The sequence below is a fragment of the Microcoleus sp. genome (assembly GCF_041354475.1).
In the GTDB taxonomy this organism is placed as follows: domain Bacteria; phylum Cyanobacteriota; class Cyanobacteriia; order Cyanobacteriales; family Microcoleaceae; genus Microcoleus.
On record NZ_JBGJZU010000001.1, the window covers coordinates 62,699 to 77,993 of the forward strand.

Annotated in this window: 14 protein-coding genes; 9 read left to right on the plus strand and 5 right to left on the minus strand. The window is 44.9% G+C overall.

Annotated elements, in window-relative coordinates:
- Positions 1 to 90: 90 nt before the first annotated feature.
- Positions 91 to 1,236: an N-acetylmuramoyl-L-alanine amidase-like domain-containing protein gene (locus ACBR23_RS00185; RefSeq protein WP_371118312.1), complete on the plus strand. Its 1,146-nt coding sequence runs from the start codon at positions 91 to 93 to the stop codon at positions 1,234 to 1,236.
- 207 nt (positions 1,237 to 1,443) lie between these two features.
- Here ACBR23_RS00185 and ACBR23_RS00190 read toward each other — a convergent pair whose 3' ends face one another.
- Both ACBR23_RS00190 and ACBR23_RS00195 read right to left on the minus strand, forming a co-directional pair.
- Positions 1,444 to 2,775, minus strand: a complete 1,332-nt coding sequence (locus tag ACBR23_RS00190; RefSeq protein ID WP_371118313.1) for a D-alanyl-D-alanine carboxypeptidase — start codon at positions 2,773 to 2,775, stop codon at positions 1,444 to 1,446.
- A gap of 240 nt (positions 2,776 to 3,015) precedes the next feature.
- Positions 3,016 to 3,351 (minus strand): hypothetical protein, encoded by a 336-nt coding sequence (locus ACBR23_RS00195; protein WP_341735776.1) that lies wholly within the window; start codon positions 3,349 to 3,351, stop codon positions 3,016 to 3,018.
- Positions 3,352 to 3,445: 94 nt separating this feature from the next.
- On the opposite strand from ACBR23_RS00195, the gene ACBR23_RS00200 reads away from it, so the two are divergent.
- The 3 genes from ACBR23_RS00200 to ACBR23_RS00210 all read left to right on the plus strand — a co-directional run bounded on the left by ACBR23_RS00200 (position 3,446) and on the right by ACBR23_RS00210 (position 5,027).
- Complete coding sequence (locus ACBR23_RS00200; protein WP_341735777.1) at positions 3,446 to 3,700, plus strand: hypothetical protein; 255 nt, start codon at positions 3,446 to 3,448, stop codon at positions 3,698 to 3,700.
- A 334-nt stretch (positions 3,701 to 4,034) separates the two neighbouring features.
- Positions 4,035 to 4,550 (plus strand): HNH endonuclease, encoded by a 516-nt coding sequence (locus ACBR23_RS00205; protein WP_341735778.1) that lies wholly within the window; start codon positions 4,035 to 4,037, stop codon positions 4,548 to 4,550.
- A gap of 78 nt (positions 4,551 to 4,628) precedes the next feature.
- Entirely contained in the window at positions 4,629 to 5,027 is a 399-nt protein-coding gene (locus tag ACBR23_RS00210; protein ID WP_340519884.1) for an alr0857 family protein, read from the plus strand.
- A gap of 267 nt (positions 5,028 to 5,294) precedes the next feature.
- On the opposite strand, the gene ACBR23_RS00215 is transcribed toward ACBR23_RS00210, so the two are convergent.
- The gene (locus tag ACBR23_RS00215) at positions 5,295 to 7,337 is read right to left on the minus strand and encodes a ShlB/FhaC/HecB family hemolysin secretion/activation protein (protein ID WP_371115774.1); all 2,043 of its coding nucleotides are present in this window, start codon (positions 7,335 to 7,337) and stop codon (positions 5,295 to 5,297) included.
- Between the two features lie 470 nt (positions 7,338 to 7,807).
- Complete coding sequence (locus tag ACBR23_RS00220; RefSeq protein ID WP_371115775.1) at positions 7,808 to 8,668, minus strand: DUF928 domain-containing protein; 861 nt, start codon at positions 8,666 to 8,668, stop codon at positions 7,808 to 7,810.
- A 439-nt stretch (positions 8,669 to 9,107) separates the two neighbouring features.
- On the opposite strand from ACBR23_RS00220, the gene ACBR23_RS00225 reads away from it, so the two are divergent.
- From ACBR23_RS00225 to ACBR23_RS00240, 4 genes are all read left to right on the plus strand, one after another.
- Positions 9,108 to 10,799, plus strand: a complete 1,692-nt coding sequence (locus ACBR23_RS00225; protein WP_371115776.1) for a transglutaminase domain-containing protein — start codon at positions 9,108 to 9,110, stop codon at positions 10,797 to 10,799.
- A 258-nt stretch (positions 10,800 to 11,057) separates the two neighbouring features.
- Positions 11,058 to 11,198 (plus strand): hypothetical protein, encoded by a 141-nt coding sequence (locus ACBR23_RS00230; RefSeq protein WP_341735781.1) that lies wholly within the window; start codon positions 11,058 to 11,060, stop codon positions 11,196 to 11,198.
- A gap of 706 nt (positions 11,199 to 11,904) precedes the next feature.
- Complete coding sequence (locus tag ACBR23_RS00235) at positions 11,905 to 12,375, plus strand: helix-turn-helix domain-containing protein (protein WP_371115777.1); 471 nt, start codon at positions 11,905 to 11,907, stop codon at positions 12,373 to 12,375.
- 1 nt (position 12,376) lies between these two features.
- The gene (locus tag ACBR23_RS00240; RefSeq protein WP_371115778.1) at positions 12,377 to 13,201 is read left to right on the plus strand and encodes a hypothetical protein; all 825 of its coding nucleotides are present in this window, start codon (positions 12,377 to 12,379) and stop codon (positions 13,199 to 13,201) included.
- Positions 13,202 to 13,213: 12 nt separating this feature from the next.
- Here the strand turns inward: ACBR23_RS00240 and ACBR23_RS00245 are convergent, their stop codons facing one another.
- Positions 13,214 to 14,743, minus strand: a complete 1,530-nt coding sequence (locus ACBR23_RS00245) for a YifB family Mg chelatase-like AAA ATPase (RefSeq protein ID WP_341735784.1) — start codon at positions 14,741 to 14,743, stop codon at positions 13,214 to 13,216.
- Positions 14,744 to 14,934: 191 nt separating this feature from the next.
- Between ACBR23_RS00245 and ACBR23_RS00250 the strand changes: the two genes are divergently transcribed.
- Positions 14,935 to 15,282: a histidine triad nucleotide-binding protein gene (locus tag ACBR23_RS00250; protein WP_341735785.1), complete on the plus strand. Its 348-nt coding sequence runs from the start codon at positions 14,935 to 14,937 to the stop codon at positions 15,280 to 15,282.
- The last annotated feature ends 13 nt before the right edge of the window (positions 15,283 to 15,295 follow it).

The window sequence follows — 15,295 nt, forward strand, 5'->3', positions numbered from 1 at the left end:
GTTTTCAATGTTTTATGGGCTGATTTATACTTCTGGTAATTGTAAAAATCTCAGGATAGCACTCCGTTGAAACAACATCCATTGAAAAATATGAGAAATTTTTGGGGGCTGGCTGTTTTGGGATTAACAATAGTTGGCGTTAGTAATTCCTTGATACCTGCGCTTGTGGTATTTGTGCCCCAATCTGCTGCTGCTGAACCTATTGTCCATCTACAAACAGCCAGACGCAACGCGGATCTGTCGCCAGAGTTTACAGAAGCAAGCCCAAATGTGGAGGTAACAAACCAGCCAACTATTTTCAGTAGCAGTAGTTGGTTTTGGGAATTAAAAAATTTACCCCAAATTTCCTACACTCAATTGCTTGACTTGTTGGTCAGACAACCTGATGCCAATCATATTACTACAGAAACCGTTGCAGATCCTGAACAAATAGCACGTTTTGAGCGGGTTGTAAAGTATGCAAAACAACAAAATTTGCAGGCTCGCCCCATGGGAGAAATTGTACAGGCGATCGGCAATTATTTTCTCGGTCAACCCTACGCTGAGGGTTTGTTAGATAAATCCGGGACCGAAAAATTAGTCATCACTTTAGACAAGTTTGATTGCGTCTTATTTGTCGAAACTGTACTGGCGATCGCACGGGGTGTGGCCGCCCAAGATTACGATTATCCAAATTTTGTAAATAGGATTGAGTCTCAGCGCTATTTAAACGGTAAAATCAACGGTTATTGCAGCCGCTTGCACTATTTTTCGGAATGGATAAATGACAATCAAAAACGCGAAACTGTAGAAAATATCACAGCCAAGTTGGGAGGAGTACCCCTGGATAAAAAACTCAATTTCATGAGTCAGCACCGCAGCAGTTATCCCCAAATGCGGCAGGACGAAGCTACTTATCAGTGCATTGTTAACATTGAAACTGATTTGGCTAAATCTACAGTTAATTACATACCAAAAAATCAGATTAAAAATATTTATTCTGATTTAAAACCTGGGGATATTGTGGCGGTAGCTACCGATGTGAAAGGATTGGATGTCACCCATACTGGCTTGGTTTATCGAAATGCGGACGGGAATCTGGGTTTGATTCATGCTTCGCCGGCGGGACAGGTGGTGGTGGCTTATGACTTACATCGATATATTGGCCGGGTTGAAAGTGCGATCGGGATTGTGGTGGCTAGGGCGATCGATCCGAGGCAAAATGGAGTCAGATTAAACGAACCGCGAAGGCGCTAAGAACGCGAAGGAAGAGAGAGAAGAGACAGATTAAGATGTTGTTCTTTCTTCGCGCGATAGGGCGATCGATCCTAGGCACAATGGAGTTAGATTAAACGAACCGCGAAGGCGCTAAGAACGCGAAGGAAGAGAGAGAAGAGACAGATTAAGATGTTGTTCTTGCTTCGCGTTATGATGGTGTTCGCTGTTGACTCCTCAAATTTGATGTCAATTGACAATTTCGCTACGAGATACTTTACTATTTCTCGCAGGATTTGCTGTTAATTCGGGCGGTGAGGCTGGAACTGTTCCCCATTCACTCAAAAAGCCTTTTAACAATACTTCTTGTTGAGTGCGCAATACTTCGACATTAGCGCCCCCATTCATAATTACAAACCAGACAGTTTGTTGTTTCTGGGTTGGTAATGCTCCCCCTAAAGCACTGACATTATCCAATGTTCCTGATTTGATTACTGCTAATTTTGGCAGGGGCCTTTCTGACAGTATCCCTTTGTCTTTTCCGACTACGGTTAAAACATCGGCAACTGTCATATTATAAGGTTGAAGATAGCGTTCTAATGCTAAAAATAAACCGCAGGCGGCGCGAGGCGAAATCCGGTTGTCTTCGCTTAAGCCGGAACCGTTGACAAGTTGAATTTCTGCGGGGGGAACTCCTGTTGCTGCTGCTGCTTGTTGGGCGACTATTTTTGCGCCACCGACACTATCGGCTAACATATCTGCCATCAAATTGTTGCTGTACTGGTTCATTTTTTTGATGAGTTCAGCTAGGGGCAAAGAATAATGTTTAACTAAAGGTTTTACGCTGTCAGGGGCTGCGGGCAAAACTTTGACTGTGCCCTCAATTGTTACTTGCGGTTTGGGGGTGTTGGGAGGCAGTGTTTGATGCTGGGCTGCTGGTTCGGCAGACCATATTTGGCTGTTCAATCCTTCTTTGAGCAGTTCTCCTGATTTCAGAGGGTTTGATTCAAAGTTCATGTAAAATTTATCGGCTATGATGAGGTTGCCAGTTACTCGTTTGATGCCTTTTTGATTTAGGGTATTTCCTAGGGCGATCGCCTCTTCCCACACAAAAAATGGATCTTGGCTTCCTTGGATAATTAAGTCGCCTTTTAATACGCCGTTTTCGATGTTTCCGGTAGTGCCAATTAAGGTGATAAATTCATGTTCTGGTCCAAATTTTTCCAGGGCTGCGAGGGATGTTGCTACTTTGGTAATTGAAGCGGCGGGCAGAGGTGTTGTGCCTTGATGATTTGCTAGTAATGTGTTGCCTGATTGTATCCAAATTCCTTGGTTTTCTTTGGCAAATCCTTGGGATGTTAAGCTGTTGAGGTACTGTTGGATTTTGCTGTTTGTGGTGGTTGGCGGATTTTCGCCAGAGACTATTAATGGTCGATCGACTTTAATCGGCGATGGGGAAGTTGCGGTGACAGGAGTGGGAGATGAAAGTTCGGGGGATGGAGTGGCTGCACATCCACTCATCAGTGTCATTAGCGCGATCGACTTTAAATAGCGCGTTTTCAGGATTATTTGAATTTGCATCTGCTTTTTTTAATAGGACTTACACTTGACACTGACTATTTATATCAATTCCTCTCTTCATCGGAATTATTAATTTCTCTCTGATCTCTCTGTGTTCTCTGTGTTCTCTGCGGTTAAATCATTCCGATGCAACCGGAAACGATATTATTGAACCAATTCCCCATTCCCCATGACTTTGTAGGGGCAACCGGGTGTGGGATTGCCCCTACCAAAATTTGTGAAATTTCTCGATCGACTGGTCTATCCAGCCAAACTACCTATACTTAAGGGTACCATCTCGCCGTGGGTGGTCAGTCCTAATAACATCGGCTCATTGGGTCGGATCAATTTTCCTGTAAGGGCGCAGCGCTCCTCCTGCTGTGCTGTGGCATCAATGCTGGCTCGAATATCCGATCGCGAAAACATCTGGCGATACTCTCCAGACTTCTGCTGCACGTAATTCCAGAGCAAATCTCGAATCAACGCTTGATAGCCTTGATTTCCTGCGAGTTCTTTGAGTCTTTCTTTGAGATCCCTCTCCAGTCGAATGCTGGTAACTTCCATTTCGGTGGTTGAAGTTCTAGGTAGGGTATGCATATTTTTTTCTCCGTGACGGGGTGGACATATGTGTAATATCAGTGTAGTATGTTTACAGCTAGATTTAAACCTCTCTTAGGACTTTCCGCCTTCTGTGAAATTTCTCCCCCCCTACTCCAACTATCAACCCAAGTGCGATCGCCCCGAAGATCGTCCCCAATCCTCACGGTGCCACGTCAGGACTGGATTTGTGGTGGTAACAGAAACGTCGTTGACTGGCGAGAGCCTGTTTAAAGGCAGTTATATTGGATTAGGACAAGTTGCAGAAATTAATCATAAAGACCTAGGCCGAGACGGTCTGGAAGTGGCACAGCCACAGGGAAATGTGCGAAGCGGGAGGTACTGCTAAACGACAGTACCAGGATAGGATGAAAATTTGCCTTTAGCAGTTTTTCTAGCCCCCGCTTTCCACTAAGAGAAGCGGGGGCTTTTGATGAGAAATGTGACAGATTCCCTGATATCAAATCCTCTTTTCATCGTCCTGTATTAAACTCTCTCTTCTCTTCCTTCGCGTCCTTAGCGCCTTCGCGGTTAAATCATTCCGATACAACCGGAATTGATATGATGTCTCAAATCTTAAATTGACTGACTTCGGGAACTAGCCAGAAATGAGATTTCGCCAATGGTGGCGATAAATCTCATATCCCAATCCAACATCCAAAATTGATGAGGAGAAGCAAGCCATGACTGTAGCAACTGATGTATTAAGGCAATCTGTAGTGGTTTTTTCTAAAAATTATCTGCCGATGAGCCGTGTCAACATCAAACGGGCGATCGTACTTTTAGTCACAGGCAAAGCTGAACCTCTCGATTTTACTACTGGCAATGGCTGGTTGGTGCGATCGCCCAGCACAGCGATTCATGTACCCGAACACATCCGTTTAACTTTGGCAGACAGGGAACGTCTTTGGAAAGTGCCCCCGGTGAATCGCCGGGAAGTCTTGCGCCGGGATGGTCATTGTTGCCAATACTGTGGTAGTAACAAGCGTTTGACCCTTGACCATGTGATGCCTCGCTCCAAGGGTGGTTTGCATACCTGGGACAACGTGGTGGCTGCTTGCGAAGGCTGTAATTCTCGTAAGGGCGATCGAACTCCCATAGAAGCTGGAATGCCTCTGCGGGCTAAGCCAAAGGCGCCCATGCACCCTACTGTTGCTTTTGCTGAAATGTTTTGGCACGAACATCAAATAGGTGAATAGGGCAATGGGCCAGGGGGGTCAGGGGGGTTCCCGATTCCCGATTTCAAATTTTCAATTCCAAATTTTAAGGCTGTCAATATGCTGAAGTTGACTTACACTGAAACGGGCTTTAACCTAGAGCGTTTGGCTCAATCTCCCGAACAGTTGGTGGCGCTGCGAGTTGTGCTGGCTATGCGAGTTGGTCAAAGCATTAGCGTCGAACCGAGCACTGCGGCGTTTTTGCTGCCGGCAAATTTACCAGCGCTGTCTTTGCTAGAATCTGAGGTCCGCGCCGACGGCAGTGGTACGATCGCCCTTTGTGTTGCTGATGCTGAATATGTAGAAGTAAGTTTGCGCGGTACATGGATTGGAACAGAGTCTGAGGACGCTGATGGGGTGTTTGTGACTGTTCTGGGCGATCGTGCGGAGTTCTTGTTACTCAAACTCTGGCTGGAAACTCAACCTGTTAATTCGATTGTCGAGGAAGTCGGCGATTGAAATTAAAGGCAGAATTCGCTCTGTTAAACCTACAAACGATGATTGTTCAGGGGCCGTGCCTTTCTTTGTCGGCCCTCCTCATATAAAATCCTCTCTTCTCTTCCTTCGCGCCCTACCCTACGGGAACGGCTTCGCCGAACGCGCCTTCGCGGTTAAATCATTCCGATACAACCGGAATTGATATCATCCAGGATTTTGGATGTGTTTCAGGGATTGGGGCAGCCACTATGCGCTGCCTCTACAATAGCAATGTTACAGCCCTGCCCATCACGGTGTATAAATGATATTGAAGTAAATCCCTGAATCTTGAAGATTGTCTCCGCGATCGCTAATTCTCACCAAAGGCAAAGCGTATTCTAAGCGGACATTCACTCGCGGTATCGGTTCCCAAAGTACACCCAAACCCAAACCAGCTAAAAATGTCTGATTGGTTAATTTATTAGGATTATTGGGAACATTCCACACTGTCCCAGCATCAAAAAACGGTGCTAATTGAAGTTTCGGAATACCCGAAGCATCCCTCTTTAAAGTAATCCGATCTTCAATGGAAAATCGAACGCCATTATCGCCAGAACGGACATTTTGGTGATAGCCTCGCAAAGATTGTCCTCCACCAATTACAAATTGCTGGGAAGATAACAAACTATTAGCTGATAACTGCAAGTCTGCTTGCACAATTAATAAATGTTGGTTGTTCAATCGCTGTACGCGCTGCACTTGACCTAGCCAACTCAAAAATTGCCCGTCGGGCACAGAACCTTCGTTGCTGGTGGCGTCAAGCAAGCTAGTGCCGATCGTAAATTGCGATCGCAGGGCCCAGGCACCTTGGGGATCGCGCCGAACGTAGTCTTGTCCCAGTTTAATTGCTGTCGTAGTGCTGACACCGTTGGAGTCCGGGCCCATACCAAAAGGAGTCGGTTTCCCCGCCACGAAAGTGCGGCCTGTTTGATAAGTTAAACCCCCAGATAAGGCAAATTCTTCGATGGGCGATCGCACTAAGGGCTGGCGATAACTAACTTCAAATAAATGGGATTTTCCCGATATATCAAAAGCGTCAAAAGGTGCTTGCACGATACTATTCCGATTCGGTGCAGCCCTCAGTTGCAAAGTACCATTCATCGCATTCAGCGGGATGCGGTAGCTAAAATCAAATACGTCTGAATCGCCGATCGATCGGTAATAAGCTGCCGCCAGTTCATCGCCATTTCCGGTGATATTCCGGTGGCGTAAACTAACTCCCAATCTTTCAGAACCGACGCTCGGAGGCGAGTAATTGTCAATACTCACACTAGCTTGAAACGGATTAGCTTCCGAGACGCGAACGATGAGAATGCTCTCCCCCTCATTATCACCCGCCCGCAGTCTAGCTTCTACATTGTCAAATAAAGGATCGACTCGCAGCAGGCGCAGTTGGTCTTCTAAGGAAGCTGTGCTTAAAGGCATTCCGGCACCGAGTCTAATCCGGTTGCGGATGTAAGCTGGATGCAATCTTTTAGTTCCTTCTACCTCAATTTTGCTGAGTTTACCTTCGATTACTTGAATCTGGACTACCCCTGCGGTGATAGTTTGGGGCGGTAAGACCGCTCTGGATGTGATGTAGCCTCGATTCAGGTAAATTTCAGTAATTTTGTCGGCGACTTGTTTGAGTTGTTCTAGGGTGGCAGAACGCCCCTCTAACGGATTGACTAAGGCTTTAATTTCGTCGGCGTTTAAAATCGTACTCCCAACTACTTGAATTTTTTGAACTTGAATCAGATCCGAAGGTAGTGGCTGGGGAAGTGGCTGTGGTGATGGTGGCTGAATTTGTGGCGGTGCTGGGGGAGGTTCTGGGGAAGGTGGCTGTGTGGGTTGCAGAAAGCGATCGCGATTTGGATCTGCCCCTGTCGGTGGCGCTGGCAGATTTCTGGGTTCTGTCTGTGAATTCTGGGCTAAAAAATTAAAATTTTGCTGATTTTGGGGCGATAAATTATTGTCAATCTGTGGTTTGATGGCGGGCAAAATTGCGCTATTTCCAGCATTTTTATTAATTTTCCCAATAGCCTCTAGCTGTTTTTTTGCTATCAAATCCCCACTATCACTAGCAGTTTCATTAATCAGGGAAATTGATTCTTGTCTGTTATCTACTAGCTGGTTTGTGGTGGACAATATATCATCATCAACATTTGTTTGAATGGTAGAACCGAGATTTTGTATGCTTTCTCCTAGGCGAGCTGGTGCCTGTGTCCTATGCTGTGAGTTGGTATATATGGCGGGCAACTGAGAAATATCGGCAGTTTGGGATCTAGCTGGATGGGCATAGGAGGGAATCATCGAGACTGTACTTAGCAGTGAGGTCCCAACCCGAAACATAACAATATTGACAGTGCGGCGCATAATTAATTGTTGCTGTTAAATAACTTTGTTTGCTGCTAGATCGCACCGGGTACATTTGTGTTTTGCAAATATATTGGTAGGGGCGAAGCATGACCGCTGTAAATCTCTGGTTATCACTAATAAATTGTCTGCGGTCATGCTATGGCCCATACAAAATCGGGATGCTCCCATCGCATCAGCCCATCTTTGAAGAAGACGTTAATGAAATATCTGTTCTGAGTTTTTACCCCCAAGTCTACACCTAAAATCTTGTCAGTGGCTTTAGGTGCTTGGGGAGGAGACTCTAGTGGAATATAGCGTTGCGCCAATTTTGGGCAACTGCTCGGATTTGACTTCAATCTGGCAGCTCACAGTCAGGACTTATTTGAGAGTTCTACAAGTTTCACCTTTTGAACAAAAAGTTGGGTTTATTTTGGCTTTTCAAAATTTAAATTAGTTGGGACTAATGGTGCTTGGGAAATTGTGCCTAATTCTACCGAACTCAACATTTCTGACCACTGGAGTGCTAAGTGGGCATCGCTGGGAGAGGAGAGCCGCAGTTGGGCTAGAGTTGCGAGGTATTCGTACCAGATACCTTGTTGGGTAAAAATGCTGAGACGATCGTGCCCAGACGATCGCTCCAACTCGGTTTTCAAGCTTGGGGCCAGTGCAGTACGGTTGATCCACCCGGAAACGAGAACATCCTCTTGAGAGTTTTGGGGGTTGCATTTGATCGAAAAGTACCAATGATAGTTTTTGCCCACTTCCAAGACTGGCGAAGTGCCGTCTTTGGCAAGGCTCACATTAACGATACCAGCACGGCTAGTTACCATGTGAAAACTTTTTTTGTAAATTGTTTTGTCTTTTTCGTCAGCCAACTCAAACTCGACTTTTTTGTCCACAGTTACGGGAACATAGTAGAAAAAAGTCGGTTTGGGTGAAAGGGTTCGCCCCATAGTTGATTTGGGAATCAAGGCTGTGGTGGAAGAAGGACAATTTGAGCCCCGTGTTCCTCCGCCTTCCCGCCGCCCAGGTACTCCCTGTTCGGGTGGTTGAAAATTATTCCAAGTCATTCCTATGGGCTGGCTGTTGAGTCTTGTTCCGGTTTGGGAGGAAAATTGAACTGTTTGCCACTGTAAGGGTAGATATTGGATGTCAGGGCGACTGACGCTGTTTGTGGGACTGTTAAGAGCTTTTGCTGGTAGAGAGAAATTAACGGTGGCAACTGCCTCCAAAGACAGAATTAAGGAAAGGGCCACGGTATTTAGATGACACTTTGTCCAAGCCATGATTGACCAGCCTTCTGATAAACCTAGAACTTTATCGTATGATTTTATTCTACCCAAAGTTTGTCTAGATATAGTAATCTGTTGTACTTAATTTATATCTTCAGGTAGATACTATTAATTTTGAGGATCTGACACATATATAATCCTGTGTGGCGATCGACCGTGGTAGCTTAGTATTTATACTGAGTTGAATTCATCACAACAGGTTGAGTTGAGGGAGTTAAATCTGATATCAGGCATCATCTGAGCTCAACCCAAATTTAACTGACTCTGCCGTACCACTAAACAGGAGTGGAACTCTCAGAGTCCGATCGCTTTGATGGCAATTGGGCCTCCTCCAAGTCAGCAATTTTGCAGATGGACTCTCGGAGTTTGGCTACCAGTAACAAATTTAGTTTTCTGTTTTGGTTTTCTGTAAAGTATCGGCAATATATTTAGCATGAACCTCGATTCACCAATTCTCTGTGACCAACAGCCTTCGCGGCTGCGGATGGTCAGACCCATCGGAGTCTACGCACTGCACGGCATTACGTTTTTAGGAAATAGATTGTTCGCTGTCGATCGGACAGAAGGGCTACTATTGGAGATCGATCGAGAAACTGACAACACTACCGTTTTAAATCCTTGTCAAACAGCTAAGTTTGCCGGTGCAACTGGCCTGGCTATCTGGGAAGATACTCTTTGGTTTGCAAGCGATGAGGATATTTGTTGCTGTCGGGGCGCCATTCGGGATGGAAAAGTCGGGGAACTGAAACCGGAACATTTTGTTTCCCTTTCTTATCCGGCTGACGGGATTGCTGTGTGGCAATCTACACTTTATGTTACCTGTCAGAGACTTGGCTATATTCTGGTTTTTGACTGCAATACAGGGCGCGAGATTACTCGATTTTATGCTCCTGGTATTGGGGTAGAAAATATTACTGTGCGGGATGAAGAACTTTGGGTTTGCGACAAGACTGAGCAAACTGTTTACTGTTTAGAACGGGCAAATGGGGATGTTAAATTTAGTGTTTTGACACCCTTTGAAAATCCTTCGGGCTTGGCTTTTCATCAGGATGCTGCAACTGGGGAAGAAGTTCTTTATGTGGCCTATGCTGGAGATGAACTTTACATCCGGGATGACCCGAATTCGGCAGATCCTTTTCAGTTGACTAAGCGCGATCGCACTTTTATTCACCCTTTGTATTTTCACTACAATCAAGCCGAAGGCTACGCTCTTTCCAACGGTTTTTTGATGGAAATGTCCTATGTCGAGGAACTGTCTCCCCTGGAGGAGGTAGCAATTGATAATTTGGAGTGGCGGATTGCTTTACCTTCGGAAACTCATCGGCAAAAGGTGACGCAAATTACCCCGATCGGGATGCCTTTTACTGAGGAAATTCAGGAGGGGGAACGGGTAGCTGTGTTTAAGTTCGATCGGCTTCATGCTGGAGAACGGCGAATTTTTGGCTGGAAGGCTTTGTTGGAAGTTCGAGCAATTAAGTATCAATTGTCGCCTAGGGATGTGGAAAAGATTCCTAAACTGTCGCCGGAGTTTGAAGCTAAGTATTTGGTGGATAATGATAATTTGGCGATGGATACGGAGATTGTGCGATCGGCTGCAACGGCTGCTATTGGTTCAGAAACAAACATTCTCAGAAAATTACTGAGCATTCGTAATTTTGTTTATGACCAACTTGCTTACGGAATTAGACCACATATCGACACACCGGATATTGTGCTGCGCCGTGGTATTGGTTCCTGTGGCGAATACGTGGGGGTTTTGTTGGCTTTAGCCCGGTTAAATGGCATTGCTTGTCGCACAATTGGACGGTACAAGTGTCCGGCTTTTGCTGACAGAAAAGGTTTGCCACTGGAACCAGATTTCAATCACGTTTGGCTAGAGTTTTACATTCCGGGCTTTGGGTGGGTACCGATGGAATCAAATCCTGATGACATCCAAGAAAGAGGGCCTTATCCTTTGCGCTTTTTTATGGGTTTAGCTTGGTATCACGTCGAAATTGGCAAGGGAATTCGCTTTCAAAGTCTGACGAGTGATGGTCTTCCTGTGAAAAAAGAGAATGTTTCTGTGGGGAGTCTGGCAATTAATCATGTGAGGTTTACAATTTTGTCAGAGTTGCCAGCAATTTGAAGTCATTAGTTAACTGTTAACTGTTAGTTGTTATTTTTTGGTGATAATCACTAATCACAAATAACAACTAACCCAGGTTCGATGCCCGATCCCACAGCTTCGCTCCCCGGTACGGGATTTAGGAGAAATTAACCTGAGTTGATCTAAAATCTAAAAGAGACTTCTCTTAAAAAGCTTGTCTGAAACAGGCTGTTGAGGCCTGTTTCACAGTAATTGTGGGAGAGGTTTAATGTGAAGTAGAATTTTGTCGGAGGGGTTGTGGAATTTTCTATTGCTAATGTTCTGGTTGTAGTCGCCTTTTTACTGCTGCTGATGGTTACGGGCGGGGTTGCCTATTTGACTGCGGTTGAGTGGGGCGATCGCAGACGGTTAGATGAGGCTAAACGGAAAAAAAAATAGCTACTGGCTATTGACAAATGGCAATTTTTATGATTTGAGATAAGGCGATCGAGTGCGATCGCCTTGTTTGACTGAACTTGATTTATCTAGTGGATGGTTTCACATTTTTTCCTCATTTAAAAGCGGAAGACAACTTATAATTTTGGTGATTTTCCATTACTATGATTTTGTTGAATAATATTTATGAATAAGCCCTATACAAGGTGAATTAAGCAAATCGAAGCAAAGGACACAGAACCATGAAATATACAGTTGTTATCCAATGGTCAGAAGGCGATCGATGCTTTGACGCACTACGAACCAAGAAACCGGGTTTTTTAACCGAGACTGAGGGTTTTAACGGAGTATTTTCGTTAAAAAACCCCCGGTGGTTGAGCGAAGTCGAAACCCTGACCACCCGTGCGTCCGGGACTAAGCTGGCGCGCATCTAATTTGTACACTTATTTTTATTGACATTTTGAATATTTCGTTTATTGCGGATATTACACTTACAACAGGTGTAGTGTTATATTGAATTGAAAAGCCAAGTATCATGTCGAACAAATACTTACAAACCTTTGCCAGTCATGCTGCACAGGTTTTACCTGATGGCAACCTCAACGTGTTGAGCAGTAGAGTGAGTGGCTAAAATCAAGGGTTTAAACTCCTGATTATAGCCAATGGGTTTTCTACCTCCAAGAAAAACACATCAAAAGAGAGATTTATTATGTCGAGGCAAAAAGCGTCGCCAGAGTCAGTTTTAGTTAAAGAACCCGAAAAAGCATCAATAGACAAATTAGAGCAAATACTCAGCAGAGAATCTGCACAGCCCAAATTAGTCGGAAGTAACGGAGAAGAGATACTGATTCCCGAATCTGTTTACAGCATTCTGCGTCAAATTGTACATGGAATGGCATCAGGTCAATCTGTCTCGGTAGAACTTCATAATCCCGAACTGACAACGCAGGAGGCTGCTGAGATACTGAAGGTATCGCGACCCTTTTTAGTCAAGTTATTAAAGGAGGGAGCAATTCCTTATATCGAAGTAGGAAAACATAGGCGCGTCCTTTTTCAAGATGTAATTACCTACAAGGAACAGCGTCAAGTGAAGCGTCGCCAAGGAATGAAGGAATTCAGCCAATTTCTTCAGGAGGAGGGGTTTTACGAAGAAGGGGTATGCGAAATAGCTCAGGAGTAGAATGGAAGCTGTATCTGTTATTGTAGACTCCTGTGTTATTTTCCCCATGCCTCTATGTGATACCATGCTGCGTGCTGCTGAGACTGACTTGTATATCGTTCATTTTTCACAAGAAATTCTAGATGGTGTTACCCGCAATCTGGTAAAAAAAGGAAGAATGACAGAGCTCAAAGCAGCTCGTTTTCAGGAAATGATCAAGAACACCTTTCCTGAAGCAATGGTCGAAGTGCCTGCAAGTTTGGTGGAAGCAATGACAAATCATCCTGGCGATCGCCATGTTTTAGCTGCTGCCATAATAGCAAACGCTAAAATCATTGTCACTGATAATCTCAAACACTTCCCGCCAGAAGCTTTAGAACCTTATGGGATTGAAGTGCAGCACCCAGATGTATTTCTGACTCAGCTTTTTGATAATGACCCAGAATCAATAGTTGAGGTAATTCGGCAGCAGGCTGAGGATCTAAAGAACCCTCCTCAGACTGTTGCTGAAATTATTGAAAAATTAGAAAAAAATAATAGAGTCCCAGAATTTGCTAGTAAAGTTCGTTTCTACGAATACTGCGATTTGCTAATCGAAACTGCTAAAAAAGCATTAACTGTGTTGGGAACTCCAGCAGTAGAAGGGGGTCGCTCTTATGAAGGAGATCGATATCGACTCTGGATGAAAGGGCAAACTCTAACAATTACTGCTAAAGATAGCCGTGGCGAAATCCTACGAGTTCAAAACATGGAAGTTAAGGGTAATATATCATCAGAAGATGTCAAATCATTCCAAATATTTGCTCAACGTTTAGAACAAGAATTAGCAACAAATGATGTTGACTAGCAATCAGCTCACTTACTGCATCCGATCGATCGTCCGATACTGCACCGCCTCCGCCACATGATTGGTTTTCAAACTTTCATCCCCCGACAAATCCGCAATAGTTCTAGCCACCTTCAAAATGCGATCGCTAGCCCTAGCCGAAAGCCCCAACTTCCGAATCGCCATCTCCAATAAATTTCGAGAAGCATCATCCAACTGACACCAGGTGTTAATGTGGCTGCTTTGCATTTCCGCATTACACCGCAAACTAGATTCTGACCTAAAACGGTGAGTGGCGATCGCCCTTGCGCGCTGTACCCTCACCCGCACCGGTTCCGACTCCTCCCCCGTCGGCTGTCGAGTAATCTCCTCCGGCTTCAAACGATTCACCGCCACTTGCAAATCAATCCGATCCATCAAAGGTCCAGAAAGTTTTGCCCAATATTGCTCCCTCTTTTGTGGCGAACAAGTACACTGTTGAATCGCGTCACCATAATAACCGCAAGCACAAGGATTTGTACTCGCAACTAAAGTAAATTGAGCCGGAAACATCACCGATTGTCTAGTTCGAGAAATCGTCACATAACCATCTTCCAACGGTTGGCGCAAAAACTCCAAAACATCTCTTTTAAACTCAGTTAATTCATCCAAAAAAAGGATACCACGATGTGCTAAAGAAATCTCACCAGGACGCGGAAAACTACCACCGCCGACAAGAGAAGGGCCCGATGCTGAATGGTGAGGACTGCGAAAAGGTCGATCGCCCACCAAACTACCCTTATCCTTCAGCAACCCCGCCACCGAATGAATTTGAGTCACATCCAAAGCCTCCTCAAAGGTCAGCGGCGGCAAAATACCAGGCAAACGTCTCGCTAACATAGTCTTACCGCTCCCTGGCGGCCCGACAAAAATCAAATTGTGTCCCCCCGCTGCCGCAATTTCCAAAGCCCGCCGCGCGTGAACTTGTCCTTTTACATCTTTTAAATCTAAACCCGGAATCCGCGTTTTTGCTAACTCTTGTCTACCGTTTACTTCTACAGGCGAATAAACTTCAGGATTGTTTAAAAAATCAGTAACTGCAAAAATATTCTCAAAACCATAGACAGATATTCCCTGTACCAATGCCGCTTCTTGTGCATTACCAGCGGGTACAATCAATCCTGAAATACCCATTTTGGCAGCAGCAGCGGCGATCGGCAAAACCCCAGCTACAGGGCGCAAACTTCCATCTAAAGAAAGTTCTCCTAAAAACAAATTATCTCCCAAAAGCTCACCGCTGACCTGTTCCGATGCTGCTAAAATACCAATGGCGATCGGCAAATCAAAACTCGGCCCTTCCTTCCGCAAATCCGCCGGAGTCAAATTAATCACAATACTCCGCATCGGAAAAGCATATCCCGAATTTTTCAGCGTCGCCCTAACTCTTTCCTTAGCTTCTTGGACCGCAGAATCGGGCAACCCCACCACCACAATTTTTGGTAGCCCTCCCGACACATCCGCCTCAACACCAACCTTTACCGCGTCAATTCCAACAATCGATGCACTCCAAACCCTAGCAAGCATTATTTTTTATCCTTGTTCGGCTATCTTGTCCCCACTCTCTATTATCATTAATGATGGAGCAAGAAACTCGGAACAGTAGAAAAAACTTTTCTCTTTTACTCCTAACAACTGCCAACTGACCCTTCGACCCTTCGACTTCGCTCAGGGTACGTCAATTACAAACTGCCAATTACCAACTGCTTTCATAACTCATGACAACTAAAGAAACCATTTTCAGCAAAATCATCAGCCGAGAAATTCCCGCCGACATCGTTTATGAAGACGACTTAGCCCTGGCATTCCGAGATGTGAATCCCCAAGCACCGGTGCACATTTTGGTAATTCCTAAAAAGCCTATTCCAAAATTAGCCGATGCAGAGTCTGGAGATCATGCTCTCATGGGACACTTACTGCTAACTGTCAAACTGGTAGCAGAACAACTCGGACTTAGTAATGGCTATCGAGTTGTGATTAATAATGGGAATGATGGTGGTCAAACTGTCGATCATTTGCACCTTCATATTCTGGGCGGACGACATATGAAATGGCCCCCTGGTTAAAAAACGATTCAAA

What these genes read in the sequence shown, in the direction of transcription:
- ACBR23_RS00185 (WP_371118312.1), top strand. Translation starts at nt 91, where the DNA reads ATGAGAAATTTTTGGGGGCTGGCTGTTTTGGGATTAACAATAGTTGGC.
- ACBR23_RS00190 (WP_371118313.1), bottom strand. Translation starts at nt 2,775, where the DNA reads ATGCAAATTCAAATAATCCTGAAAACGCGCTATTTAAAGTCGATCGCG.
- ACBR23_RS00195 (WP_341735776.1), bottom strand. Translation starts at nt 3,351, where the DNA reads ATGCATACCCTACCTAGAACTTCAACCACCGAAATGGAAGTTACCAGC.
- ACBR23_RS00205 (WP_341735778.1), top strand. Translation starts at nt 4,035, where the DNA reads ATGACTGTAGCAACTGATGTATTAAGGCAATCTGTAGTGGTTTTTTCT.
- ACBR23_RS00210 (WP_340519884.1), top strand. Translation starts at nt 4,629, where the DNA reads ATGCTGAAGTTGACTTACACTGAAACGGGCTTTAACCTAGAGCGTTTG.
- ACBR23_RS00215 (WP_371115774.1), bottom strand. Translation starts at nt 7,337, where the DNA reads ATGATTCCCTCCTATGCCCATCCAGCTAGATCCCAAACTGCCGATATT.
- ACBR23_RS00220 (WP_371115775.1), bottom strand. Translation starts at nt 8,668, where the DNA reads ATGGCTTGGACAAAGTGTCATCTAAATACCGTGGCCCTTTCCTTAATT.
- ACBR23_RS00225 (WP_371115776.1), top strand. Translation starts at nt 9,108, where the DNA reads ATGAACCTCGATTCACCAATTCTCTGTGACCAACAGCCTTCGCGGCTG.
- ACBR23_RS00235 (WP_371115777.1), top strand. Translation starts at nt 11,905, where the DNA reads ATGTCGAGGCAAAAAGCGTCGCCAGAGTCAGTTTTAGTTAAAGAACCC.
- ACBR23_RS00240 (WP_371115778.1), top strand. Translation starts at nt 12,377, where the DNA reads ATGGAAGCTGTATCTGTTATTGTAGACTCCTGTGTTATTTTCCCCATG.
- ACBR23_RS00245 (WP_341735784.1), bottom strand. Translation starts at nt 14,743, where the DNA reads ATGCTTGCTAGGGTTTGGAGTGCATCGATTGTTGGAATTGACGCGGTA.
- ACBR23_RS00250 (WP_341735785.1), top strand. Translation starts at nt 14,935, where the DNA reads ATGACAACTAAAGAAACCATTTTCAGCAAAATCATCAGCCGAGAAATT.